The organism is Streptomyces sp. NPDC001406, from assembly GCF_042895285.1.
Taxonomy (GTDB): Bacteria; Actinomycetota; Actinomycetes; order Streptomycetales; family Streptomycetaceae; genus Streptomyces.
This window is the reverse complement of record NZ_JBIAWG010000008.1, coordinates 196,385-221,643: the sequence shown is the minus strand read 5'-3', so window position 1 is coordinate 221,643 and position 25,259 is coordinate 196,385. Positions and strand designations below refer to the sequence as shown.

Below are 25,259 nucleotides of genomic sequence, written 5' to 3'. Positions count from 1 at the left end.
TGCCCGGGGGCTCCGTCGCCGTACGGTCCTAGGCGGCGGTGCCGCCTGCGTAGTCGCTGTTGAAGGTGGTCTCGATGGTGATGGCCACGGGGTTGGCGACGCCGGTGCCGGTGAGGATGAGGCCCAGTTCACGGTTGTTGTTCAGCGAGTTGCTGCTGATGTTCATGGAACCGGCCTCCACCTGCTGGGTGGCCCGGCCGTAGTCGGCGACCATCGCCTTGCCGTGGATGTAGAAGCCGTTGGGGTCGGAGTATCCGACGACGGTGCCACCGGCGGCCTTGATCGCGGACACCTCACTGGCGTAGCCGGCGGGGTTCTCCAGGACGACCCGCACGGCGACGCCGGCCCTCGCCCTCGCCACGATCGCGTCGACCACGGCGCTGTCGCTCAGCTCCAGCTCCTCGACGTCGAGCGAGGCGGTGGCGGCGTTGATGAAGGACAGCAGCCGGTTGCGGGAGTCCGTGGGGGACCAGAGCAGATGGTCGCCGTCGGTCGGGGTGATCGCGGAGTCGGCATAGTCCGCGTTGAAGACCTTCTCGATCGAGGCGACGTCTCGGGTGTCGTTGTCGGACACGCCGTAGTCACGGCTGGTCGCGTAGTACTGGGAGGTGAGGTTGCCGGTGAGAATCAGCGACTTGACGCCGTCCACGGTGATGGTCTTCTGATGGGTGTAGACGAAGCGGGAGGACGACCACTTCACGCCCACGCCCGCGTTCGTCAGGGCTGTGTACGCCGCGCCGTTGGCTGACTGGTGCTGGCGGTCCAGGATCACCCGCACGGTGACGCCCTTGTTCTTCAGGGCTATGAGGTCGTTGACGGCCGTGGTGTCCTCCAGCTCGTACATGGTCATGTCGAGGGAGGTCGTGGCCGAGTTGACGAAGTCGTAGATGGTGGGCTGCCCGCCGCTCCGCGAAAACGCGAAGGCGGAGTAGACGGCGGCGTCCGCGGGGACGGCGGTGGCGAGTACGGCTGCCCCGGCAGTGAGGGCGGTAGCTGCGCGGCCGAGGACCTTCCACAACATGCTTGACTCCTAGGCGAGTTGATGCTCACCTCGGGGAATGGCGAGCGCGTGCATGACAGCACGCGCGTAGAACGTCGAGGAAGGGAAGCAGGTGAACTCGGCGTTACCGGGTGGCCGCGCGGGCGAGCAAAACGGACTTCACGCAGGTGGGAGGTGGTTAATGCGCTTCCCGAGGGATCGCAAAAACTTCGTAGCCGGCAGCGGGCCACAGACCCGCGCCCGCGCTAGCCTGTCCGTATCAGGCCATTTGTCCCGCTCAGGGAGGTACTCATGACCTCGCGGCTCAACCCCTATCTCAGCTTCGACGGCGACGCCCGCCAGGCGATGGAGTTCTACAAGGAGGTCTTCGGCGGCACCCTGGACCTGAACGTCTTCGGTGATTTCGGCCAGCAGGACGCTCCCTTTGCCGACAAGATCATGCACGGCATGCTGGAGACCCCGAGCGGCTTCACCCTGATGGGTGCCGACACCCCGCCGGGTATGGAGCGCACCATCGGCGACAACTTCGCGGTGAGCCTGAGCGGTGACGACGACGCCGAGCTGCGCGGCTACTGGGAGAAGCTGTCCGCGGGCGGCTCCGTGTCCGTTCCGCTGGAGAAGCAGATGTGGGGCGATGTGTTCGGCATGTGCAAGGACCGCTTCGGGGTTCCCTGGATGGTCAACATCGGCGGGTCCGAGAACTGACCGCGGGCGCACGCCACCAGGCCGTGCCGTACATCAGACTCCTCCCGTCGGCGCCTGGACGCCGATGACGAGCTTGCCGTGGGCCCGCCCGTCCAGCATGTGGCGGACGGCCGCGGCGACATCGTCGATCGGGTAGGTCCGGTCGACGGCGGGTGTGACCTTGCCGGACTCGATGAGCTCGCGGATGGCGATCAGGTCCTGGCCGTTCTCCGACGTGATGAAGGTGCCCAGGCTCTGGCCGATGAACGGGGACAGCAGCTGAGCCCGGAGCTGGCGGTCCGTGCCGCCGAGCCAACGTCCGTCGGTCTCGCTGCCGACGATCACGAGCCGGCCCCTCGGGGCGAGGGCGCGGCGGAGATGTGACAGCCGGCGGTTGCCTGCGATGTCCAGGATCACGTCGTAACGGACGGTGCCGTCAGCGACGTCGGCTCGGGTGTAGTCGATGACGTGGTCTGCGCCGAGGGCGCTGACCAGGGCGGTCTTCGCGGTGCTGCACACAGCCGTCACTTCGGCTCCGTATGCCTTGGCGATCTGCACGGCGAACGTACCCACGCCGCCCGACGCTCCCACGATCAGCACCTTCTGGCCCGGCCCCACTCGTCCCTGGTCGCGAACGGCCTGCAGGGCGGTGAGTCCGGAGACGGGTACCGCGGCCGCCTGGGCGAAGGAGAGGTTTGCCGGCTTGGGGGCGAGCTTGTCGGCGCGGGCGCGCGCGTACTCGGCGAACGAGCTGCTGCCGATGCCGAACACCTCGTCTCCCGGCTTGACGCCGGTCACATCGGCGCCGACGGCCTCGACCGTTCCAGCCAGAGCGCGGCCCGGGTTGGCGTACTTCGGCCGGCGCAGGCCGAACCCCGCCGCTCGGACGGGATAGGGAAGTCCGGCCATCACATGCCAGGTGCCCCGGTCCACGCTGGCCGCGTACACCTTCACCAGGACCTCGTCACGCTGAATCGTGGGCCTGTCTGTCTCCGCGAGCCGGAGAACGTCCTCGGGGGCAGCGCCGTAGCGGTCCTGGACGATCGACTTCATGGTCTTCCCCTCGGGGGCCGCATCGGTCCTTACGTCGTAAGGCGTTCCTTACGACGTAAGGTTCGCCCTTACCTCGTAAGGTTGTCAACACCCGCGACGAAAGGAGACCGATGCCCCCGAAGACCGCGCGCGACCGAACGCCCCGCATCCCGCTCAGCCGCCAAAGGGTGCTGCATGCAGCCATCGCCCTCGCCGATGAGAGCGGACTCGATGCGCTCACCATGCGCAAGCTCGGCGAGGCCGTCGGGGTCGAGGCGATGTCGCTCTACACCCACGTGGCCAACAAGGAAGATCTCCTCGACGGCATGATCGACCTGGTGTTCAGCGAGATCGATCTCCCGTCCGACGAGGACGACTGGAAGACGGCGTTGCGTCAGCGGGCGATCTCGGTTCGCCAGGTCCTGTCCCGCCATCGCTGGGCGATCGGTCTGATGGAGTCACGGACCTCACCGGGTCCGGCATCCCTGCGGCACCACGACGCCGTCCTCGGGTGCCTCCGCAGGGCCGGGTTCTCCGTTGCGCTGACCGCGCACGCCTACTCGGCCCTCGACAGCTACATCTACGGCTTCGCCCTGCAAGAACGCAGCCTGCCCTTCGACACCCCGGACGAGACCGCGCAGTTGGCGCGGTCCATCTTGTCGCAAGCGGCCGCCGACCAGTACCCGCACCTGGCCGAGCTGACAGCCGAGCATGTGCTGCGCCCCGGCTACGACTACGGCGACGAGTTCGCCTTCGGACTCGACCTGATCCTCGACGGGCTGGAGAGGGCCAGGTGAAGCTGCCCAGCAGACAGCCCCGCCCACACCCGGGCGAGGCCGTACTGCTGCGCGATGTCGGTCCAGTGCTTGACGCTCACGCCTGACCGGGCACTACTGGCTGTCGGAAGGCGACGGGTCTTCCTGCGGTGCCAGGCCCATATGAGCCATCAGGGCCGTGGCGAGGGTGGCCACGGTGGGGTGTTGCCAGATGAAGTTGCTTGCCAGGCGGACCGCGAGGTCGGTGTCGAGGCGGATGCGCAGTTCGGTGGCCAGCAGTGAGTCGAACCCGAGGGATTTCAGCGGGGTGTGCGGGTCCAGGGTGGTGCTGCCGGTGCGCAGGATCGCGCGGATGTGGTCGGCGAGGTAGCTCTCCAGAGCGGTCTGGCGGGCCATGCCCAACGGGAGCGCTTCGAGGCGGGCATGGATGTCCGAGCCGCTGGTCTTGGACTCCTCCTTGGCTTCGGCGCCGTCCGGCGCGAGGCGGGCGAACAGGCTGGAAGCCGCGGCCGCGCGGGGGATCCAGGTGTGGGGCGGGCCCGGAATCACACCGGTCTGGACCCGTCGGTGGGTGAGGAGGGAGTGAAGCGCCGCCAGGCCCTTGCGGGTGGGAATGGTCTCGTAGCCGCGATCGGCGAAGTCGACGGCCTGCCCCGTTTCACCCCAGGGACCCCAGTCGACGGCCAGTGTGGGCAGGCCGTTGCGGGTGCGCCAGGTGGCGAATGCGTCGAGCCAGGCGTTGGCCGCCGCGTACGTTCCCTGTCCGGCGTTGCCCAGCAGCGAACTCATCGAGGAGTACAGCACGAACCAGTCCAGTGATTGATGCGCCGTGGCCCGATGAAGGTTCCAGGCACCGGTGACCTTGGGGGCCCACACCCGGTCGAGCTGGTCGTCCCGGGTGGTGGTCAGTGCGGCGTCGTCGAGGACCATGGCGCAGTGCAGGATCCCGCGCAACGGGACACCGCCCGCGGTGGCGGCCTCGACGAGCTGTTCGGCGGTGCCGTCCCGGGAGATGTCGCCGAGAACGACCTTGGTGTCGGTGTTCAGGTCGTTGACGGCACGCGCGGTATCGACCGAGGGGGCTCGGCGGCCATTGAGCACGATGCGGCCGGCTCCCTGCTGAGCCAGCCAGCGAGCGGTGGCCAGTCCCAGCCCTCCCAGGCCTCCGGTGATGATGTACGCGCCGTCGGGGCGTACGACGGACGGGCCGTCGGGCAGGACAGCCGTGGTCTCTCCCCGGTCGGGGACGGTCAGCACGATCTTGCCGTTGTGACCGGCACGAGCCATCAGATGAAAGGCGTCGGCCGCGCGCTCCAGCGGATACTCGGTGCACAGAAGCGGTTTGAGCCGTCCGGCGGCAATGTGGGTCATGACCTCGCGCAGCACCGCGGCGAACAACTCCGGGCGCTGCTGCTGCAGTTCGATGAGGTCGACGGTGCTGAAGGTGATGTTGTGGCGCAGCGGGGCGAGCCTGAGGGCGGCGTCGGCCATGATGTCGCGTACGCCGAGTTCGACGAAGCGGCCGAACGGGCGCAGGCTTTCGAGCCCGGCCCGGACGGCGGGGCCGGCCAGGGAGTTGAGGACGACGTCGACTCCTTGGCCATCGGTGGCCTGGCGGGTCTGTTCGGCGAAGTCCAGCGTGCGGGAGTCCATGACGCAGCGGATGCCCATACCGCGCAGGTGGCGCCGTTTCTCCCGCGTACCGGCAGTCGCCAGGACGTCCGCGCCCAGGAGGCGGGCGACCGCGATCGCGGCGCGACCGGTGGCGCCGGTGGCGGAGTGGATCAGTACCCGTTCACCGGGAGCGAGCCGTGCGACGCGCCGCAAGGCGTACCACGCGGTGAGATACGCCGTGGGCAGTCCCGCCGCCGTGGCGGGCGCGAAGGCTCGCGGCACGCGGGCGACAGCGCTCGCGGGGACAGTGATGAAGGAGGCGAAGGAGCCGCCTTCGAGCTGAACGGCGAGCACGGTGTCCCCGGGGCGGACATGGTCCACGCCGGGTCCTACGTCACTCACCACGCCCGCGCACTCGAAGCCGATGCGGTAGGGGGTGAGCGGCTGCGAACCGAGCATGCCGAGCGAGGTCAGGACGTCACGGAAATTGAGGCCGGCGGCCTGGACGCGAACTTGGACCTCGTCCTTGCGGGGCCGGCGACGCTCGGTCGCGGCCAGTTCGAGGCTGTCGATATCCCCGAGCTTTCCCACGCGCAGTCGGAATCCGTCCTGCCCGAACCGGACCGTTCGGGTGGTGCGGGCGGTGCGTTCGGCGAGCGAGACGGGAGCGCGGTCGATGCGGGCGACGTAGCGAGTGCCACCACGCAGTGCGACCTCGTCCTCGGGTGCGTCGGCGAGGAGTTCGGCGGCCAGGGCGCGCAACCCCCTTTCGTTGGGGTCGGTGTCGACCAGAGTGGGGCGCATGCGCGGCTGCTCGACGGCCATGACACGTGCCACGCCGCGCACGGTGCCTTGGGCGGGGTGTCCGGGCTCGTTCGTGGTGACGGCGTACGCGTGCCGCGTGGCGGCGTACAGACGCCAGGTTCCGCAGTGTTCGTCGGCGGCCTGCGCGAAGGCGAGCAGCCGCCGGGCCCGTTGCTGTGCGCCGTGGGTGGGGTCGGTGTCGTGGGCCGAGGGCGTGCCGCACAGCAGGACGACGCCGCGCCAGGAGTCTGCTCCGGCGGCCAGGTACTGGCGGTAGGTGTCGGCCAGTGAGGCGAGCCCGTCCGCGCTCAGGGGGAGTTCCCGCGCCTCGACCCGGGCGCCTGCGTCGCGCAGGAGTCCGGCCAGCCGGTCGGCCTCGCCGTCGCCCTCGCCCACGACGAGCCAGTTGCCGGGCGCGGCGGCCGGTCCGCCGCGGGGACGCGGGACGCGGTGCCAGCCGTGTTCCATGAACCACTGATCGACGGGCGTGCCCTCGGCAGGCGCGCGGCGGATGAAACGCACGCCGTCGAGGGCGATGACCGGCCGCCCGTGGGCGTCCAGGACGCGGACGTCGCCGGCGAGCGTCGTCTCGCCGTTCTCGGTGATCCGCGCGTGGGCGTGTGCCGCCTGCGCGGGGTCGCCGAGAATCCGCAGGCCGCGGACCTGGACCGGCAGGATGGGTGCGGGCGGGGTCTCGTGGCCGGCTCCTGCGACCAGCAGTTGCAGACACAGGTCGAGGAGGACGGGATGGATACTCAGGCCGGGTTCGGGGGTGCGGGCGGTGGGCGGCACCTGGATGCGGGCCCAGAAGCTGTCCTGCCGCTTCGTGGTGTGCAGGGTGGTGATGCCGGTGAAGGCCGGGCCGTGTTCGAGTCCGCAGGCGCGCAGCCTGGCGTACAGCTCGGCAGGGGTGAGGGGGACGGGGTGCTTGCGGTCGAGGTCGGGGACGGATGCGGCGCGGGTGATGTGGGTCGAGAGGTCGTGGCGGGCGACGGCCGAGGCGTGCAACTGCCAGGAGCCGTCCGGGTTGCGGGAGTGGATCTCGCAGGTGGCCTGCTCGCCGGTGGCGAGGGTGACGGTGGTGCTCAGGTCGGTGTCGTCATTCAGCCGAAGCAGGTCGTGGAAGGTGATGCCGCTCAGGTGGACGTGTGGGGCGGGGCCACCGCCGAGCGCGGTGCGGGCCGTGGTGTGGAGCAGGGCGCAGAAGCCGGCGCCGGGCAGGACGCAGGTGTCGTGGACGCGATGGTCCTTGAGCCAGGGAAGGTGGCGGGCCGGAGCGGTGGCGCGCCAGGTGTGGCGGGTCTGGTCACCGGGAACTTCGGTGTGCCGGCCGGGCAGGGCGCCCGTGTTGGTGGCCGGTGCCCGCCCGGCGGCCCAGTGGCGCGCTCGGTCGAATGTGATGGTGGGAGCGTCGGTCAGGCCCCCGTCGCCGTACAGGGGGGTCCAGTCGACGGTGCCGCCGTTGCAGTGGAGGGTGGCGAGCTGAGTGCGGAAGACGGTGACTTCCTCCTGTGCGCGACGCAGGGTGGGCAGGACCACGGCGTCGGGGGCCAGTTGGGCCAGGCTTTCGGCGAGCGACTGGGTGACCACCGGGTGGGGTGAGACCTCGATGTAGATCTGGTGCCGGTCCTGGGCGGCCGCGGCCACGGTGGGGTGGAAGCGCACGGGGTGGCGCAGGTTGTCGCACCAGTAGGCGGCGTCGAGGAGGGGTGTGCGGCGCGGGTCCTCGGTCACGGTGGAGTAGAAGGGAATCTGCGGTGGCCGCGGGGCCAGACCCGACAGGGCCTGGTGCAGATCGGTCAGGAGCGGGTCGACGTGGGAGCTGTGAGAGGCGACGTCGACCGCGATGGGAACGGCGCGGATTCCGTGCCGTTGCCAGCTGCTGATCAGCTGGGTGAGCTGGCCGGTGTCGCCGGAGACGATGGTGGTGTCGGGTCCGGCCAGGACGGCGACGGACACGGCGTCGGTCCCGGCATCGGCCAGGGCGGCCTCCACCGAGGCCCGGTCCAGGCTGACGCTGGCCATCGCGCCCGTCCCGGCGATCCGCTCGAGCAGTGCCGAGCGACGGCAGATGACGCGGACACCGTCGGCGAGGGTGAGGGCCCCGGCCACGACCGCGGCCGCGGCTTCTCCCATGGAGTGGCCGATGACGGCGGCGGGTTGGACGCCGTGGGCCTTCCAGGCCGCGGCCAGGGCGATCTGCAGGGAGAAGATCGCCGGCTGGATCTGCGCGCATCCGGAGATGGGTTCGCCGGCCCGGATCAGGTCCAGGACGGAGAAGCCGGCTTCGCTGCGGACGAGCGTGTCGACGGCGGACAGAGCTTTGGCGAAAGCCTCGTTCCGGGCGAGGAGTTCGCGTCCCATGCCGGGCCATTGGGAGCCTTGGCCGGAGAACACGAATACCGGCCTGCGGGGGGCGGTGACATCGGCCGTACCGGCAATGAGGGCCGGATCCGGCGTTCCGTTCACGAACAGCCGTAGCGCATCGATCGTCTCGCCGCGGGAACGGGCGATGACCGCGAGACGCCCTCGGCCCGCGCTGCGGCGCAGGGCCAGCGTGTGCGCGACGTCCCGCAGCGGGATGTCGCCGCCGTCGGTTGCCAGCCAGTCGGCCAGTCGGCGGGCGGCAGTCGGCAGGGCCCGGTGGGATCCTGCCGCCACCAACACCACCTCGGGTGGAGCCGTCCGGGGCCGGCGGGGGGCGGACAGGCCGGCGCGGCGGGACTGCGGCGGCTCCTGCAGGATGACGTGGGCGTTGGTGCCGGAGAAGCCGAACGAGGAGACGGCGGCCAGCCTGACCGGCTGCTTCTTCGGCCATGGCGTGGCTTCGAGGGGGACGAAGAAGCGGGTCGCGTCCGCGTGGATGGCCGGGTTCCAGTGGATGAAGTGGAGGTTGGGCGGGATGATCCCGCGCTGAAGACACAGTACGGTCTTGATCAGCCCGGTGATGCCCGCGGCGGGCTCCAGGTGGCCGAGGTTGGTCTTGACCGAGCCCAGAGCGCAGGGAGACAGACCGTTGCCGTACACGGCGGCCAGGCTGGCGAACTCGACCGGGTCACCCACGGGGGTGCCGGTGCCGTGGGCCTCGATCAGTGAGAGATGGGCCGGGTCGACCCCGGCCCGGGCGAGTGCCGTGCGGTAGAGAGCCTGCTGGGCGGCGGGGGACGGGGCGGCGAGTCCGTCGGACCGCCCGTCCTGGTTCACGGCCGACCCGCGTACGACGGCGAGGATGCGGTCGCCGTCCCTGCGGGCATCGGCCAGGCGCTTGAGTACGACGACGCCGCACCCCTCGCCGCGGACGAAACCGTCCGCGGCCGCGTCGAAGGTGTGGCAGCGCCCGGTCGGGGACAGCATGCCCATCCTGGCGAAGGACCGGGTGATGCGTGGGGCGAGCATGAGCGTGACGCCGGCGGCCAGCGCGAGGTCGCACTCCTCGCGGCGCAGCGCGGAGCAGGCCAGGTGGAAGGCGACCAGGGAGGACGAGCACGCGGTGTCGAGGGCGATGCTGGGGCCGTGCAGACCGAGGAGATAGGAGACGCGGCCGGCGGCGACACAGTGACCGTTCGTCAGGATTGAGCCTTCGTATTCCTGTGGGTGGCCGGCCAGTTGGTCCATGTAGTCGTTGTAGCTGAGGCCTGTGAAGATGCCCGTTGGGGAGCCGGCGAGCCGATCGGGAGGCAGCCCGGCATGTTCGAGGGCCTCCCAGACGACTTCCAGCAGGAGCCGGTGCTGGGGGTCGAGGACGTCGGCCTCGCGACCGGAGACTCCGAAGAAGTCGGCGTCGAACCGGGAGACGTCCTTCAGGTACCCGCCCTTTTGGAAGACGGGTAGTGCGTCGGGCGGCGCGCCCTCTCCGGGGTCGGTTGTCTCGCGGCCGGGAGGCGGAGCGCCCACCGCTTCCCGGCCCTCGACCAGCAGGCGCCATAAGGCGGCCGGGGAGTCGGCGTCTCCGGGGAGTCGGCAGCCCATGCCGATGACGGCGATGGGCGCGTGCGGGAGGCGCGGGCGATGGTTGTCGTTGGCCACGGGAGTCTCCTTGTCGTCCAGGGGAGAGGTGGGAATGGGTGCTGCTCGGGGAGAAGGAGGTGTGCCGCGTGGCGGGCCGCGCGGTAGGCGGGGCGGGCAGGGGGAGGTGAGGGGGGCGCCCCCGGAGCGGGGAGAGGGCCGAGCGTCGGAGCGGGGAGAGGGCCGAGCCTCGGAGTCGGCTCAGACGTCGGGGCTTCCCAGCAGGATCGCGCTTTTGACGCCCCCGACCTGGTAGTTGAAGCTGAGGGCGTAGTCGAAGTCGAGGGGGCGGGGCGCGGTTCCCGGCACCGGATCGAAGGTGAGACAGTCCGCCGGCTCCTCGCAGTTGGCCGTCGGACAGACCTGGCCGTGGTTCATCATCAGCAGGGTCAGCGCCACCCCGAGACAGCCCGCCGGGGCGCCGTTGTGGCCGAAACAGCCCTCCTGCGAGGACATGAGCAGGTCGCGGGACGCGGGGCCGTACAGCTCACGGACCGCGTTCGCCTCGAACGTCGTGACCACCACGTTGCCGTCGCTGCCCCCGTGGAGGTAGGGCACTTGGGTGATGTCCCAGGTGTCACCGAGGCAGCGACGCACGGCGGACACCAGCGCCTTCCCGGTCTCGTCGCAGGCCAGCGGATTGGCGAGCCCGTCGCGGGTGGTGGCCTGCGACAGGACCTGACCGTAGACGTGTGCATCCCGTCCGAAGGCGTGTTCCCGGCTTTCGAGGATGACGGTCGCGGCCCCTTCCCCGTGGTTGATGCAGTCGGCTCGCCGGTCATAGGGCCGCATCAGAGCGTCGAACGAAGGCAGCAGGCTGGGCATGTCCTGGGATCGCATGGCGTCGTAGGTCTGCTGGGCTCCGCTCAGCAGGCGCTGGATGTTGCGGATGAGCGTGACGCTGAAGACGTCGACCCCGGTCACCACGGCGATGTCGATCTCGCCGGCGGCGATCAGGCGCTGGGCGAGGCCGATCTGCAGGGCCGAGGACGCGCAGCCGCACGACACGGTGAAGTTGGCACCCTTCGACCGGGTGAGCGCGCCCTGGACCAGAGCGACGTCCGAGGGGGTGACGGCCTGCTCCGCGGCGACGAACATCTCCAGTGCCTCGGCGACGGGATAGGTCGCGGGATCGGCTCTCAGTACGGCGAGGTAGCTGTCGATGTTGGCGTCCACCCCACCGCGGCCCACCAGGATGGCGGCCTCTTCGAGATCGCGCTGGACATCGAGGCCGGCATCCGCGCACGCCTGGGACAGGGACACCAGTCCGAAGCGGTGGGCGTCCGTGTAGTGGCGTGAGAAGAACTCGGGAACGCCGGGGACCCGTTCTTCGAACGTGTCTTTCGGCAGGTCGACGCTGCCGTAGTAGACGCCCTTCTTGACGAGGCAGGACGTTCCGGCGGAGGCGATGTGCCAGAGGTCGTCCGCGGTGAACACCGCCGACTCAATCCCTGGAAGACACAGCCCGATTCCGGTGACCATGGCGTCCCGGGCGCGTGTCCCGGTCCGCCGGCTCACGAGTGACTCGCAGATGACAGAGGATTGTTCATGGCGTTTCTCCTTCAAGGAACGCGATGGGTTATTCGGCCACATAAGTGCGGCGGCACCAGCGGTAGACGGGCATGTGCTCGCCTTCCCGTGCGGAGTACGAGCCCGAGAACTCGAAGTGTTCATAGGCATTCCCGCACAGGATTTTCACTTTGGGTTCGGCTTCGAGGGACTCGACTTCCCACACGGCGGGAAGGGGAACCCACTCCGGTCCCTCGGAAAGAATGACCCGAATAGAGTTCGACACGTCCAGCTCCGGTATCGGTGTGACGGGCAGGGGACGGATGCTCACCCGCCATCCCTGCGATTTCCTTTTCCTTGAATGCGCCCTGCGTCACGGGGTGTTGTGTCAACTCCGTCCGCATGCCGCGACTTTGGGCTCTGGGCCGCGGGCGGAGAGCAGGCACGCGCGGGAAGCAGCAACCTGGACGCCCGGAGACAGGCTCGGCTCAGAGAATTGAGAAAGGCGACAACCAGCATGATGACCTCGCCATGTGAAGAATGGAGCCATCGCCGACGAAGACCCCTCGTCACCGGTTGGGCCGGGCATTCACCGTCGCCGCCGCAGCGACGGTGAATGCCTGGCTTTTACGGCCCCCCGGACCGGGGGCGTGTCGGTCCGAGGGGTGTCGAGCCCGGCGTACGCCGGGGCGCGAGGCAGGGGGGTCCCTACTCAGGTACCCGCCTGTATGTACTGGTCAGCTCGCGTTGGCCAGCGCCTGGTCGATCGCGGAAGCGGTTGCCCGCTCGGCGCTCAGGGCCGCGCTGGAGGCGCCGACCAGGTTGTAGAGGGTGGCGCCCGCGTTGGTCCCGGCAGCCGTGACGATGTTGGCCCCCACGACCTGCGGCTGGCCGGCACAGTCGCCCATCGCCGCGACGAGGGAGGTGGCGGTGGACAGGTTGTGGGTGCGGGCGGTCACGGTGTTGCCGACCTGGTCGGCGGCGATGGCCTCGTTGTTGGACGCTTGCGCCGCCTCCAGATCGTTGACACACGGTGAGGCAGCCGCGGCGGGGGCCGCCATGGCCAGGGGGGCAATGCCCACCACGGCGCCCGCCGCAAGGACAGCGGTGACGGTGGCGGCGGCAAGACGAGAACGAAACATGATGGCACTCCCTTGGAAAGATGACGTACGCGCTCATTGGCAACGACGCCGGCGGGAGCGGAACCCCATTTGTTTCAGGGGACGTCCTGCATCGGGAACGAGAACTCGACCTGATCGTCGCGCACTTCGCGTGCTGGGAGTGACGACCGGAACGGGTAGCAGTCACGTCCCCGGAAAGGGATGGGCAACCCGCCGGTTCGTAATCCAGTAATGCAGCACGAACGAGTGATACCTCAAGAGGAGCGGTCCCGCATCACTCGATCGGAGTACGGAACGACGTGCGATCCACGTGAAACCACATCCACGGCTCCAACAGGAGTGTGTGCTGAGCCTGGTGGTTGCCATTGTCCTGGCGTGCAGAGAATGACTGAAGTCGGCTGCTGAACCGCCAAGTTGGAGTCAACCCATCGGAACGTCCGCAGTCTGGCGGGAGGGTACGAGGGGCACACTCCCGGCCGGTCTTCTGCTTTACTGTGACTTGCTGAAACGTCACGGCTGAGTGGAGATTCACTCTCGGCCTCTTGGCGCCTTCGCGGGCAACTCCTGGCACGGCCTCGACGCCCAACTCCCCCAAAATATAAGGCAGTCATCAGTCCAGGGCACATATGAACGAATATTCCATCATACGAAGTACGCCATTCGGGTGTTGGAACACCGTCACCTGTTGCTGCCATATGCCACCTGGACGGATAACGGTTACATCCAACGGTGGGCCGCCTGTCCTCTCCGGGGGAGTGGTTGCCCAACCCATGGAACGCGTCGGCTTCGTGTCGGCCGCAGAAGGACGGGTTGCCACGATGGGCACCCCATGAGAGGGGTTGGATCCGTCAGCCGACGCCGGCGCCGGCGTCGGCTGACGCGCTACTCACGGCCCCGGGGCCCGGTGGACAGGAGCAGGTTGCAGAACAAGGAGCTCCGTGAGCGCTCGTACTCACAGCCCACCATCAGTCTGACAAACCGCCGCTCCACCAGGGTGCGGTGGTTTCGCCGTCTCCGGCCCAGGGGAGCGCGAAACCGACGCAATTCGCCGGCACACCGAAGTGCCCTCGCGAGTACCAGGAGAGTCATGTTAACGACTGCACGTACGTGCGTGCCCATCACCATTTCCCGATTAGAAATCGAGCGCTGGCCCAATACGCCTTCGGCTCGTGCATTGACCGACGCAGGGCCCCGATCGCGCACCATCACCTTCCGACTCCCGGCCGTGGACCGCGCCGTCCCGGTCTGCCGGAGCCTCACCCGCTCATGGCTCGACCAGCAGCACTTGACGGACGAAGACATTCGCCATACGGCACTGCTGATCGCCACGGAACTCGCCACGAATGCCATCGTGCACACCGGCAGCGCCGTCATCAGCGCCAACCTGCAACGAAATAAGAATCACCTACGGATCCAGGTGCGTGACCAAGGGACGACAATGTCCGCCAAGCACTGGCACAACGCCCCCGGGTTCGGCCGCGGCCTGGGCATCGTCGCCAGCTCCGCCCGAGCACTCGGCACACGCATAGAACGCGACGGCACCCGATCGATCTGGGCCACCGTCCCCCTCACATGAGGTCCGGCCCACTCGACATGCGGCGAGGCTGGATGTGACCGCCGAACTGCCAAGGTCCAGGCCGGTGATCGGGGTCTGGGCGAGGGAAATCGTGCTGATCATCATGCCGAAGGGGTGAACCATCACCATCATGACAGGTCAGCGCCCCTTTTCGTAGGAGCAAAGGCACAGCTCGCGCGCATTGCCCGTGCCATTGGGATCTTTCAGAATCGCCGTCATGAATCCTTCCGAGAACGTCGATGAACGCGACGAGTGGGACGCGTTGTCCGAGGGGGCGCGGCCCTCTGAGGGCGTGGCGCAAGCATGGCTGAGCGGTCTCGGGCTGAATCGGGCGGCGCCTGTGGAGGTGCTCGTCCGTCTCCTTGACGCGGGGCAGCTGTGGTTCCTGTACTGCGACGGCCTTCCTCCCGGTGTCCTGGACGCAGCCGTTGAACACCCTGCCAGGAGGATCCGGTTGGCGGCCGCCGAGTCGGGCCGGCTCTCGCCCGCACAGTGGGACCGGCTTCTGGCGGTCACACCCGGCCAGGCACTGCGCGAGGTGCTCGAAGAGATGGCAGCGGAACAGGCCGTACGCCGCCCATGGACGACCGTGGGAAGGGGCATCGAGCGCCCGCCGCATCCCGATGCGCAACCGCCCACGACGCCGAGCGAGATCGCCGTCCTGGCCGACGCGGTTCCCCATATCGGTCAGAACGACAGGACGTACGCGCTGTGGTGGGTCGCCGCCCTGTACGAAAACCCGGATGCCATGCGGCAGTTGGCGGCATCCCCGAAACGATGGATCCGCCGCAGCGTGGCTCGCGCGCCGCGGCTGCCAAAGGAGGTGGTGAGCATCCTCGCCCGTGACGAGGACCGCGTCGTACACCTCTTTCTCGCCGAGTCCTGCGACGACGCTCCGGCGGAGATGCTTCTCGATGTGTGGACGTGGTGGTCGGGCAGCTTTTCGTTCCCCGGCCGCCCCCGCAACCACCCCAACTTTCCCCGGCACGATCTGCTCCGCTTCGCGGACGACCCGCGGCCGCGCGTACGTCTGCTCGCGCTCGACGATCCCGACTCGCCCGACGAACTGGTCGAGCGGTTCAGCCACGACCCCGACCCCGACGTGCGCGCCCGCGCTGCCGCTGATCCGCGTCTGTCCACCGCATCCGCCGTCCGGCTGGCCGGGGACACGGAGTACCGTGTCCACCAGCAGGCCTGGCAAAACGCGGCCCTGCCTCCTACGGTGCTCGTGACGTTGCTCCTCGACGAGCGCAGTGCCGACAAGGCGTCCCAGAATCCGGCGATCCCCGTGGCCAGCATGCACCGGATGATTACGGCGGCCAGTCCGCCAAGCTGAGCTTCCGGGCTTGGGCACGGTATCGGCGCCCGACGGGTGAGCCGGACGCCGATACCGCTGCCGTCGGTCAGCCGTTAGAAGACGCCCGCGTTGAGGGCCTTCTGGAGCTGGCTGGTGGTGCTGGTGTCCCAGGTGTCCTGGGGCGTCAGGCCGAGGTGCTTGTTGAGGGCGGTGGTGGTGGCGGGGCCGGTGATGCCGTCGGCGGTCACGTGCAGATAGGTCTGCAGGGCCTTGACGGTCAGCGGTCCGAAGGCGCCGTCGACCTCCAGTCCAGCGGACGCCTTGGTGTTCAGCACCCGCTGCAGGGCCGCGCAGGTGGCCGGCCCGAACTGGCCGTCCACATCGAGGAGTGCGGGCACGACGACCAGCGCCTTCGGCTTGATCACGCCGGTGCGCCCGGCGAGAGCTGCCTTCATGACGGCGGCGGTGTGCGGGCCGTACTCACCGTCCACGGTGAGCTTGTGCTTGGCCTGGAAGGTGCGGACGGCCTTGTCGGTGGCGGGCCCGAACCGGCCGTCGACGGTGAGGCCGGCCTTCTGGACGGTGTTGAGGTTCTTCTGCAGGGACTTGACGGCGTTGCCGGTCGAGCCCAGGCGCAGGATGCCGTCGTGGCTCGGCATCGGGGCGGCGTTGTCGTAGGCGGGGCGGCCGTAGCCGACCACGCAGGCGCGGCCCCGGACCCGGCGGCGGAACGCGTCGGAGGTGTTGCCCTCCAGGGTGGTGATGGTGCCGTTGGAATGGACGGCCTCGACCAGGCCGACGTGCTTGATCGAGCTGATGGAGCGGCCGCCGGAGAAGTCGAAGAAGACGACGTCGCCGGGGCGGATGCCGCCGATGCCGTAGTGCCAGCGGCCGTGGGACTGGAAGGCGCGGGCGTGAGCGGTGGTCAGGGCGAACTTGCCCATGACGGCCTTGAGGTTGTCGGAGTGCGCGGCCTCGTAGCTGATGGACATGTCGCACCACGGTCCGGAGAAGCCGTACCAGGAGGTGATGAGGTTGTGGTTCGAGCCGGGCGGGTGCTCGGTGGTGCCCAGCAGCTTGCGGGCGGCGGTGATCATTCCCTTTGCTGTTCCCATGGCGGTGTCAGAGCTCCATGTCGTCGGGGAGGGCGTCGAGGTCGGAGGTGACCTCGTGGTCGGGGTCCTGGCTGATGCCGGACTGGTCGGGGTCGACGTCGAAGATGCCGGCGCCGCCCTCCGGGTACGGCGGGGCCTGCTCGTTCTCGCTCATGAACACTGACTCCTTGTCGCTGTCTCGGGTGATGGGCCGCCTCGCCTCCGGCCGGCCCGGCTTCACCACCTGCTCGTGGTGAAGCCGGCCCCGGGAGGCGGGGCGACCGTCTTGCACCACCGAGTTCAGCGGGCCCGGAATTGAATGGGCAGCCGGCTCCGCCACCCTGATCAATGGCCGCACCGCAGGTCATGGGGTCGGCGTCCGGCCGCTGACCAAAGACGGCGCCCTTGTCGATGGCGGGGCGGCCCGAAAGCCCACCGGATCCGAGCGCGGGACCCGTCCTGGGGAAAGGGTGAATCGCCCGGCGGCGGGGGCATGGTTTGAGATGTCCACGACTCGGGAGGGAGCCCGATGAGGCGTACTGAAGCCGCCAGGCAGTTGGGAAGGTTCGTGCGCGAGCACCGTACCGATGGCGCCCGACGCCTGCGGCAGGCGGGTATGTGGCTGATTTCCGGGACGGTGGGCATGGCCTTCGGGGTGCCGGTGGCGCTCGCATCGGTGGGCACCACCGAGGGGGCCCCGGAGCTGGCGGGGCTCCTGCTCGGAGTCGGCCTGACGGGGTGGGGCCTGGGGATCTGGCGCCTGGTGCAGGCGTTCCGTACCCGGGAGCAGTGCTTCGACATCCATGAACGAGGGTTCACCCACCGGGTGGCGGGCACCGCCACCGTGATCCCCTGGGAGGACGTCGCGCGGGTGAGCACCACCGGCGGTGACGGCCGGCCGCTCGCCGATGCCCGCGGCATGGGCTCCAGGTGCGAGATCCTGCTGCACAGCGGACGCCGGATCCGCGTCGATGCCTTCACCGAGGACATCCGGGGCTTGGCGTCGGTCGTCCACGGTGCGGTTCACCTCGGGCAGTTCCCCCAGGGCCGGGGACGCTGACCGGCCCTGGCTGACGCCGGTCGGACAACTCCGATGTTCCGCAGGAGCCAGTGCTTACGAAGTCGCGGATCCTACGGTGACGGCTGCACGTGGCTGATCGTTTGCTCCCGCTGTGATGAGGAGTTCGCAAGTCTCGGGGTGGGGGCCGTTGTCCGCCCAGTCCAAGGGAGACCAACCCGTTTCGGACTCTTCACGAAGGTTCGGGTCGGCGCCGTGCGCCAACAGCTCGCGCACTGTCTCGGTGTGTCCCCAGCACGCGGCCGCGCACAACGGTGTGCCCTCCGAGCCGACTCCTCTGCTCTCGGTGTCAGGGGAGGCCCCGGCTTCCATGAGCAAACGTGCGACCTCGGCTTCTCCCTGCACAGACGCCAGATAGAGAGGGGTCGTGCCCTCGCTGTCCCCTCGCTCAGGGTTTGCTCCAGCCCGCAGGAGCGCCTTCACGCGCGCAGTGTCAGCCCCCAGAGTTGCCTCGAAGAGATGACGCGAGAGCTTCTTTTGCCGCCGTTGCTTCATGGTTGGCGAGGCTAGCGATCGTGGACGCGGCGGCACCAGTCGTATCCATTCGTCAGATCACGAAGCCTCACAGAGCGTGATCAGCCGCGGCCGAGAGCCACTTTCGCGACAGAACACAGCGTCAGCCGGCAGCCTCGTCGACCAGGGAGAGCGGCTCGTCATCGCAGGAGGCGATGAGGATCTGCCGATCATTTACGGGCAGAAGGTCGTCCACGGCTGGGATTTCATCAACTGGTGGTGTAGATAAGTCAGTTGTTGCGCCTCATAGATCGCAACAGGCGGTGATCGCGGTGGGTGTTCTGTCGCTTTGCCGGTGATCGCCGACCCCCCTCATGCACAGCGAAAGGCAACATGTATGGCGAACAACCGCATGATGCGCCACGGCGGACGGATGCTGGCGCTCTCGGCGGCTGCCCTGGGCGTGGTCGCGGCGATGGCCGCCCCGGCCTCGGCCGATGACCAGCCCACCCGGGCGCAGCTGATAGCCGACTGCGACTCGGGTGTGGGCAAGTGCACCTTCAACGAACCCCAGTTGGGCGAGGCGTACCTCGGAGACTTCCACCGGGTCTCCGACTCGCTCTACAACTGCAGCACCTCGGCGGCCACCCAGTCGATGACCTGGTCCGACACGGTCGGTTCCACGGACTCGGCGGGCGTGTCCGTGACCGTCGGCGGCAAGATCGCGGACATCATCGATGTCAGTGTGACGGCGACCTACAGCCACACCTGGTCGAGCTCGCACTCGGAGACCAGCTCCATCAACATGACGGTGAAGCCCGGTGAAGTCGGCTGGATCTCCCGTGCGCAGGTGATGCAGACCGTCTCCGGCACCTGGCAGACCCACTACGACGACCGGAAGTGGGGCCACTACTTCTGGTTCGTCCCCGACGTCATCACGGGGCCTGCCCCGAACGGAACGGACGGCGAGAGCAACGCGGTGGTCGTCAAGTCCCGGAAGATGACCGCCAAGGAGAAGCAGTCCTGCTCCGGCCGGTCCGGTAAGGCCAAGACGTTCATCGTCCAAGGCTGACAAGGCTGACAAAGCCGACAAGGCCGATCCACCGGTCGCACCCCGGCTGCCTCGCGGACCGCAAACCCGCGGGGCAGCCGGGGCAGTCGGTCCAGCTCGGCAGGCGGTGGGCCGATCCGGGTCTACAACGGCGCCGGGGAAGAAGCCCCCGCGATCAGCAGGCGAGGAGTCCCCGTGCCGTTCGCGGGCACGCTCCACAGGTCGCTGCTGCCGACCTTGCCATTGGTGGGGAGGGCATAGGCGACGGTGTGGTCGTCGAGCCAGGTGGCCTGGTCGTCGACGCTGTGGCGTTCGGCGAGTGCCGTCTCTTTGAGAGTGCGCAGGTCGAGGACGTACTCGTGCCAGAGGGAGGTACCGGACAGGACCCGTTTCTTGAAGGCGACACGGGTCTCGTCGGGGGAGAGTGACGGGCACTCCACGTTCTGGATCAGTGTGGTGACCGTATGCCGGGAGAGTGAACCGCGGACCAGGTACGTGTGGTTGGCGGTGTTGAGGGTGGCGTAGAAAGTGTCGTCGTCGGAGGCGAAGGTGACGCCCCAGAAGTTGATGTCCGAGGCGTGATAGGGCTTGCCGTCCTTGATGACGGAGAACCGCTCCAGGCTGGGAGTCAGCCGCATCGTGCGGGTGTCCAGGATCGAGGTCCGGGTGGAGAAGAAGGCCGACGAGTAGGACTCGCCGGAGACGAACACGGTCCAGGCGGCGAAGCGGCCGCTGGGCGAGACCCGCGCCCGGCTGGGTGTGCCCGCGAGCGGAAAGGTGCGCAGGGTGCGGAGGTTGGCGTCCAGGAGCAGGGCACGGTTGCTCTGCTTGAGGACACCGGTGACGGACTGGAGGCAGACACCCCTGCCGGCCGCCGCGTAGAAACGCGCGCACTTCAGGCTCGTGGCGATCCGGCCGCCCCCGGGGTCGGCGGACGGGACCGAGGCGACCGCGGTGCGGTGCGGGCCGGCGGCCGCGTTGAGGAAGGCCAGGCGCCCTTTCTGGCTGAGCGTCAACTTGCCTGCGCTGACGGCGGGTCCGCCCGGCTGCGGCTGGTCCGCCCGATCCGCGCGGGCGGCGGCGTGCAGGACCACGCCGGTCCCCAGTCCCGCGAGGAGCAGCACCGCCGTGACGAGTATGAGAAGGCGGCGGCGCAGCGGTGTCATCCGGATCCTTGTGGCGTTGGAGGTCATCGGGCTTCTTTCGTCGGCCGCAACACCATGCCCGCCACGGCCGCGCAGCACAGGAGGCCGACCGCTGCGCCGGCGAGCGCCCGGCCGTCTCCCCACGTCGTCCAGGCGGCGCCGAAGGCCAGCGAGCAGCAGAACCGGGCCAGTGCCTGACTGGTGCCGACGATGGCGAGGCCGCTGGCGCGCAGCTGCTCGGGCACGAGGCCGGCGAGGGCGGCGGGGAGCACACCGTCGGTGGCCGCGTAGAAGGTGCCGTGCAGGGCGAGTACGAGACAGGGGAGAGCCGGTGTGGCCGGGGCCCACAGCAGGAGGGCGTAGCCCGTGAGCAGACCTGCATGTCCGGCGAGGAACACCCTGTGCCGTCCGACCCGGTCGGCCAGTGCGCCGACGGGCACGGCCAGCAGCAGGAACACCGCGGCGGTGCCGAGCGGCAGCAGCGGGAACCACTCCTCGCCGATGCCCACGCGCCGTTGCAGGAGCAGATAGACGAAGGCGTCGCTGACCGTGGTCAGGCCGAGCAGCGCGGCACAGCCCGCGAGCGCCCGCAGCCGCGGCAGGCGCAGCAGCGCCAGCGCTTCGCGTAGGCGGACGGGCTGTCTGCCGTCCGGTGCGCCTGCTTCGTCCGTCTGCGCTCTTTGCCGTCTGCCGGGTACGAACAGCACCAGTACGAGCACACCGAGCACGGCGACGCACGCGCTCACGCCGAACACGGCGTCGTAGCCGTCGGCGGCCGCGCGCAGGATGAGGAAGGCCGCCAGCGGGCCGAGCATTGCGCCGGTGGTGTCCATCGCGCGGTGTACGCCGAAGGACCGGCCCTGGTTCTCGGGCGGCGTGGACAGCGAGATCATCGCGTCGCGCGGGGCGGTGCGCAGGCCCTTGCCGGTCCGGTCCAGGGCGAGGACCGTGCCCAGCGTGCCGAGGCTGCTCGCGAGCAGGAGCAGCGGCTTGCACAGCGCGGACAGGCCGTAGCCGAGCCCGGCCATCAGCTTGTGGTTGCGCACCCGGTCGGCGAGATGACCGCCGGTCAGCTGGACCAGCGCGCTGACGCCGTTGTAGACGCCGTCGAGGGTGCCGAACCCCAGCGGGCTGAAGCCGAGGGTGGTGACGAGGTAGAGCGGCAGGACGGCGGTGACCATCTCCGAGGAGATGTCGGTGATCAGGCTGACCGTGCCCAACACGAGCACGACAGGGGCGACTTTGGGCCGAAGGCCGCGTCTTCGCCCCGGCTCGGAGTCGGCCGCCGGCGGCGCGGAGCGGTCGGTGAGATACATGATCAAGGCTCCAGGTGCGGTGCGATCAGTTCTGCCGGCTGCTCTCGTCCCGTAGCCAGGTGCCGAAGTCCTGTGCCCGGATGGCTTTTCGAGCCCCGCGCCGGGCTGTGACCGCCGCCGCGACGAAGACCACGACAGCCGAGAAGAGCCTCGGCTCCCTGCGGAGCAGCGCTTTGAGATCTGCCGTACTCGTGCGTGCCGAGGCCTCCTGCGGGCTCTGATGCTGTTCGACCTGGGCGGTGGACACCGTGGCCCGGATCCGTCGTTTGATCAAATCCCGCCATGTGCGCGGCGGGTGGACCACGACTCGGGCCGAGTCGACCACGAGCCGCTCCTTGGGAGCGAAGGCCAGGGACGCGGCCAGGTCGTCCGCCATGAGCGGCGGCAGCGCGGCGATCCGGTCGTGCCCGGCCTTGGAGACGGCGATGACCCCTCGGCCGAACAAACCCTCGCGTACGGCGGGCAGTTGCTGCCACACCCGGTAGTAGGCCCGGACCCGCCAGACGCAGGCGTCCAGCGGGATCTGCCGTTCGGGGGCGGTGGCGAGGATGCCCGAGGTGTCGTCGGTCAGGGGCGCGGTGAGCGCCCGTACGTCGGCGCCCGCGATCACGATGTCGGCGTCCACATAGACGCGGGGGAAGCCACGCGCGTGATCGTCTCCGGTCCGCAGGGCGGTGTGCTTGGAGGGGACGGGGATCTCGACCACCCGCACGCCTGGGCCGCGTGCGGCCGCGATCCGCGCGGTGTCATCCGTGCAGCCATTGCATACGACCACGATGTCCGTCTCGTCCCGGGAGGATTCGCCCTCGGAGGTATCGGCCAGCAGCGAATCGAGGAGCCGTCCGATGACTCGCGCCTCGTTGTGGGCCGGTATCACGATGCTCGTCACCTGGGCAGTATGCCGCCGGTGTCGCTATTGCGATGTGTGTTTCGTCCAACTGTTCCCGCGGCTGCGTCCCGTGGTCTAGATTGAGGTTCGCCGGACCGGTTTGGGTGGGGAACTGGTCTTGACTGCTTGTCACGGTTCGGCTTGTTGAGCGTTTATGAACAGTCAGTAACCAGCATGCTGGGGGCATGAGGCGGTTGGGGACCGCTGATGTTTCCTCGCTTTCCGGTGCCGCTGAGTGAAGGGCACTTCGGTCAGGGGTAGCCGCGCATGTGGTGGGGGGAGCATGACCATTGAGGTCACGCATGAGCAACTCGTTGTGGAGCGCAGGAGTCCGGAAGCGCGCCGAAGACGTTGGGAACAGAAGTACCGGATCGTCCTGCTGGTCGCGGACGGATTATCGGCCGCTGCCGCGGCCTTCTTGATCCACGCGGCCTATGGCCGCTGGGCGGTGGCCCTCGTGCTGCCCCCGGCGTGGATCGCGGCCATGCTCGCCCATCGCTCCTACGACCGCAGCGCTCTGGGCATGGGGACCGAGGAGTACCGACGGGTGCTTCGGGGTGGTGTCGCACTGCCGGCCCTGGCCGCGTGTGCGTACTACCTGTTCACGCAGGACTCCGGACTCCTCCATGACATGACCATGGCTGCCGTGCCGGCCACCGCGATCGCCCTGCCGGTCCGGTGCATGCTGCGCCGCCGGCTGCACAGACGCTGGGCACGGGGCCGGGACAGGAGCGCGACGCTCCTGGTCGGGCCGTCGCGCGGCATCCTGGAGCTGGTCGCCGTGTTACGGCGCGGCGGCGTACAGGAGCTCCAGGCGGCCGGAGTGTGCCTGACCGATCCGGAAAACGCCAGGGACATCCGCAAGTTGGGGCTCCCCGTCCTCGGCGGCGTCGGCGACATGAACGACGTGATCCGAGCCCTGGGCATCAGCACCGTGGTGGTGCTGCCGGCACCCGAGTACGACGCCTCCGTCCTGCGCCGGATGTCCTGGACAGCGGCCGTGCAGGGAGTCGACTTCCTGCTGGCCCCCGTGCTGGCCGACGTCTCCGCCTCCCGGCTCGCGGTACGCCCCACCAACGGGGTGCCGTTGGTGCGGATACAGGCGCCGAACCTCTCCCGGGTCTCCCGGCTGCCCAAGGAACTGCTGGATCGTTCCTTCGCGGGGGCGCTGCTGGTCCTCCTCGCGCTGCCCATGCTGCTGATCGCCCTGATCGTCCGGCTGGACAGCTCCGGCCCCGCGCTGTTCAGACAGCAGCGGGTGGGCCGGTACGGCGACCACTTCACCATGCTCAAGTTCCGCACGATGCGGCAGGACTCGGAGGCGCTGAGGGCGGAACTGGAACACCTCAACCAGAACAGCGACGGCCTGCTGTTCAAGGTGAAGGAAGACCCACGGATCACCCGGGTCGGCTCGTTCCTGCGGCGCAGCTCGCTGGACGAACTGCCGCAGCTCATCAACGTGGTCAAGGGCCATATGTCGCTCGTCGGGCCCCGCCCGCCGCTGCCCGAGGAGGTGGAGGAGTACACGCCGGACACCAAGCGCCGGTTGCTCGTGAAGCCCGGCCTCACGGGGCTGTGGCAGGTCAGCGGCCGCTCCGACCTGCCCTGGGACGAGGCGGTCCGGCTCGATCTCGGATACGTGGACAACTGGTCGATGGGCCTTGACCTGTCGATCCTGCTGCGCACCGGGTCTGCGGTGGTGCGCGGAACGGGGGCGTACTGATGGACCGACGGAAGAGGAGTCAAGTGACGCAGACCACGGAGCCGTTGGGGGTCGCGGTCGTCGGGGCCGGCTACTGGGGACCCAACCTCGTACGCAACTTCCAGGCCGGCGAGCAGTTCCGGCTGCGCTGGCTGTGCGACCTCGATGTGGACCGGGCCCAGCGGGTCCTCGGCGGCTACTCGACCGTCCAGGCCACCTCGGACTACGCGGCCGTCCTCGCCGACCCCTCCGTGGCCGCCGTCGCCGTGGCCACGCCCGCCGGAACCCACCTCGACATCGCCTTGGCCGCCCTGCGCGCCGGCAAGCACGTCCTCGTGGAGAAGCCTCTTGCGGCGACCTACGCCGACGGGATGCGCCTGGTGTCCGAGGCGGAGGAGCGCGGGCTCACCCTCATGTGCGACCACACCTACTGCTACACGCCCGCCGTGGGCCGCATCCGGGAACTGGTCCGCTCCGGTGAACTCGGCGAGATCCACTTCGTAGACTCGGTCCGCATCAACCTCGGGCTCGTCCAGAAGGACATCGACGTCATGTGGGACCTGGCCCCGCACGATCTGTCGATCCTGGACTTCATCCTCCCCGACAATGTCGAGCCGGTCGCCGTCGCCGCCCACGGGGCCGACCCGATCGGCGCGGGACAGGCCTGCGTGGCCTATCTGACGCTCCAGCTCAACACGGGTGCCATCGCCCACGTGCACGTCAACTGGCTCTCCCCGACCAAGGTGCGGACCACCATGGTGGGCGGCGCCAAACGCACCCTCGTCTGGGACGACCTCAACCCCGTCCAGCGTGTGGCGATCTACGACCGGGGTGTGGACCTGGCCGCGCCGCAGGAGATCGGCGCGGACGAGCGCAGGGAGATGCTCGTCTCGTACCGCTCCGGGGACATGGTCGCCCCGGCGATCGGTGAGAAGGAAGCGCTGCGCAGCATGGTCGAGGAGTTCGCCGACGCGATCAGGGAGCGGCGGGCGCCACTGACCGACGGCCGGGCGGGCCTGCGGGTGCTGGACATTCTTGAGGCGGCGTCCCGGAGTCTGGAATTCCGGGGTGCGGTCGTCGGCCTGCGTGCCGGGCGTTGACAGTCCTATTTCA

The 25,259-nt window shown here is 69.0% G+C and carries 20 protein-coding genes; 8 read left to right on the top strand and 12 right to left on the bottom strand.

Features of this window, described 5'->3' with window-relative positions; translation table 11 throughout:
- Window positions 1–28 precede the first annotated feature (28 nt).
- Window positions 29–1,021, bottom strand: coding sequence for a phospholipase D-like domain-containing protein (locus tag ACFY1J_RS21295; protein ID WP_390731665.1), 993 nt, complete (start codon window positions 1,019–1,021; stop codon window positions 29–31).
- Between the two features lie 270 nt (window positions 1,022–1,291).
- On the opposite strand from ACFY1J_RS21295, the gene ACFY1J_RS21290 reads away from it, so the two are divergent.
- Entirely contained in the window at window positions 1,292–1,705 is a 414-nt protein-coding gene (locus ACFY1J_RS21290) for a VOC family protein (protein WP_390707927.1), read from the top strand.
- A gap of 33 nt (window positions 1,706–1,738) precedes the next feature.
- On the opposite strand, the gene ACFY1J_RS21285 is transcribed toward ACFY1J_RS21290, so the two are convergent.
- Complete coding sequence (locus tag ACFY1J_RS21285; RefSeq protein ID WP_390707926.1) at window positions 1,739–2,737, bottom strand: NAD(P)-dependent alcohol dehydrogenase; 999 nt, start codon at window positions 2,735–2,737, stop codon at window positions 1,739–1,741.
- Between the two features lie 110 nt (window positions 2,738–2,847).
- On the opposite strand from ACFY1J_RS21285, the gene ACFY1J_RS21280 reads away from it, so the two are divergent.
- A complete protein-coding gene (locus tag ACFY1J_RS21280) occupies window positions 2,848–3,513 on the top strand; it encodes a TetR/AcrR family transcriptional regulator (RefSeq protein WP_390731664.1) in 666 nt (221 codons plus the stop codon).
- Between the two features lie 93 nt (window positions 3,514–3,606).
- Here the strand turns inward: ACFY1J_RS21280 and ACFY1J_RS21275 are convergent, their stop codons facing one another.
- The 4 genes from ACFY1J_RS21275 to ACFY1J_RS21260 all read right to left on the bottom strand — a co-directional run bounded on the left by ACFY1J_RS21275 (window position 3,607) and on the right by ACFY1J_RS21260 (window position 12,566).
- Entirely contained in the window at window positions 3,607–9,936 is a 6,330-nt protein-coding gene (locus ACFY1J_RS21275) for an SDR family NAD(P)-dependent oxidoreductase (RefSeq protein ID WP_390731663.1), read from the bottom strand.
- 180 nt (window positions 9,937–10,116) lie between these two features.
- Window positions 10,117–11,397: a beta-ketoacyl synthase N-terminal-like domain-containing protein gene (locus tag ACFY1J_RS21270; RefSeq protein ID WP_390708100.1), complete on the bottom strand. Its 1,281-nt coding sequence runs from the start codon at window positions 11,395–11,397 to the stop codon at window positions 10,117–10,119.
- A gap of 97 nt (window positions 11,398–11,494) precedes the next feature.
- The gene (locus ACFY1J_RS21265) at window positions 11,495–11,755 is read right to left on the bottom strand and encodes a DUF5988 family protein (RefSeq protein WP_363299331.1); all 261 of its coding nucleotides are present in this window, start codon (window positions 11,753–11,755) and stop codon (window positions 11,495–11,497) included.
- A 406-nt stretch (window positions 11,756–12,161) separates the two neighbouring features.
- The gene (locus ACFY1J_RS21260; protein ID WP_390707923.1) at window positions 12,162–12,566 is read right to left on the bottom strand and encodes a hypothetical protein; all 405 of its coding nucleotides are present in this window, start codon (window positions 12,564–12,566) and stop codon (window positions 12,162–12,164) included.
- 1,090 nt (window positions 12,567–13,656) lie between these two features.
- On the opposite strand from ACFY1J_RS21260, the gene ACFY1J_RS21255 reads away from it, so the two are divergent.
- Window positions 13,657–14,121 carry an ATP-binding protein gene (locus tag ACFY1J_RS21255; protein WP_390707922.1) on the top strand — a complete coding sequence of 155 codons (465 nt, stop codon included), beginning with the start codon at window positions 13,657–13,659 and terminating at the stop codon, window positions 14,119–14,121.
- Between the two features lie 217 nt (window positions 14,122–14,338).
- Window positions 14,339–15,457 carry a hypothetical protein gene (locus tag ACFY1J_RS21250; RefSeq protein ID WP_390707921.1) on the top strand — a complete coding sequence of 373 codons (1,119 nt, stop codon included), beginning with the start codon at window positions 14,339–14,341 and terminating at the stop codon, window positions 15,455–15,457.
- Window positions 15,458–15,531: 74 nt separating this feature from the next.
- Here the strand turns inward: ACFY1J_RS21250 and ACFY1J_RS21245 are convergent, their stop codons facing one another.
- Together ACFY1J_RS21245 and ACFY1J_RS21240 are read right to left on the bottom strand one after the other, a co-directional pair.
- Complete coding sequence (locus ACFY1J_RS21245) at window positions 15,532–16,533, bottom strand: peptidoglycan-binding protein (RefSeq protein ID WP_390731662.1); 1,002 nt, start codon at window positions 16,531–16,533, stop codon at window positions 15,532–15,534.
- Between the two features lie 7 nt (window positions 16,534–16,540).
- Complete coding sequence (locus ACFY1J_RS21240) at window positions 16,541–16,687, bottom strand: hypothetical protein (RefSeq protein WP_390707919.1); 147 nt, start codon at window positions 16,685–16,687, stop codon at window positions 16,541–16,543.
- A 354-nt stretch (window positions 16,688–17,041) separates the two neighbouring features.
- Between ACFY1J_RS21240 and ACFY1J_RS21235 the strand changes: the two genes are divergently transcribed.
- Window positions 17,042–17,572, top strand: coding sequence for a hypothetical protein (locus ACFY1J_RS21235; RefSeq protein WP_390731661.1), 531 nt, complete (start codon window positions 17,042–17,044; stop codon window positions 17,570–17,572).
- 54 nt (window positions 17,573–17,626) lie between these two features.
- Here the strand turns inward: ACFY1J_RS21235 and ACFY1J_RS21230 are convergent, their stop codons facing one another.
- Window positions 17,627–18,085, bottom strand: a complete 459-nt coding sequence (locus tag ACFY1J_RS21230) for an ankyrin repeat domain-containing protein (RefSeq protein WP_390707917.1) — start codon at window positions 18,083–18,085, stop codon at window positions 17,627–17,629.
- Window positions 18,086–18,440: 355 nt separating this feature from the next.
- On the opposite strand from ACFY1J_RS21230, the gene ACFY1J_RS21225 reads away from it, so the two are divergent.
- Window positions 18,441–19,115 carry a hypothetical protein gene (locus ACFY1J_RS21225; RefSeq protein WP_390707916.1) on the top strand — a complete coding sequence of 225 codons (675 nt, stop codon included), beginning with the start codon at window positions 18,441–18,443 and terminating at the stop codon, window positions 19,113–19,115.
- 122 nt (window positions 19,116–19,237) lie between these two features.
- Here the strand turns inward: ACFY1J_RS21225 and ACFY1J_RS21220 are convergent, their stop codons facing one another.
- The 3 genes from ACFY1J_RS21220 to ACFY1J_RS21210 are packed head-to-tail and all read right to left on the bottom strand — an operon-like array spanning window position 19,238 to window position 22,444.
- Window positions 19,238–20,287 carry a TolB-like translocation protein gene (locus ACFY1J_RS21220; protein WP_390707915.1) on the bottom strand — a complete coding sequence of 350 codons (1,050 nt, stop codon included), beginning with the start codon at window positions 20,285–20,287 and terminating at the stop codon, window positions 19,238–19,240.
- Window positions 20,284–21,555 carry an MFS transporter gene (locus tag ACFY1J_RS21215; RefSeq protein ID WP_390731660.1) on the bottom strand — a complete coding sequence of 424 codons (1,272 nt, stop codon included), beginning with the start codon at window positions 21,553–21,555 and terminating at the stop codon, window positions 20,284–20,286. Before ACFY1J_RS21215 ends, ACFY1J_RS21220 begins: the two co-directional genes overlap by 4 nt.
- Window positions 21,556–21,580: 25 nt before the next feature.
- Window positions 21,581–22,444, bottom strand: coding sequence for a glycosyltransferase (locus ACFY1J_RS21210; RefSeq protein ID WP_390731659.1), 864 nt, complete (start codon window positions 22,442–22,444; stop codon window positions 21,581–21,583).
- 283 nt (window positions 22,445–22,727) lie between these two features.
- Here ACFY1J_RS21210 and ACFY1J_RS21205 point away from each other — a divergent pair, with 283 nt between their 5' ends.
- Together ACFY1J_RS21205 and ACFY1J_RS21200 are read left to right on the top strand one after the other, a co-directional pair.
- Complete coding sequence (locus ACFY1J_RS21205; RefSeq protein ID WP_390707912.1) at window positions 22,728–24,167, top strand: sugar transferase; 1,440 nt, start codon at window positions 22,728–22,730, stop codon at window positions 24,165–24,167.
- A 23-nt stretch (window positions 24,168–24,190) separates the two neighbouring features.
- Window positions 24,191–25,246 carry a Gfo/Idh/MocA family oxidoreductase gene (locus tag ACFY1J_RS21200; RefSeq protein WP_363297724.1) on the top strand — a complete coding sequence of 352 codons (1,056 nt, stop codon included), beginning with the start codon at window positions 24,191–24,193 and terminating at the stop codon, window positions 25,244–25,246.
- The last annotated feature ends 13 nt before the right edge of the window (window positions 25,247–25,259 follow it).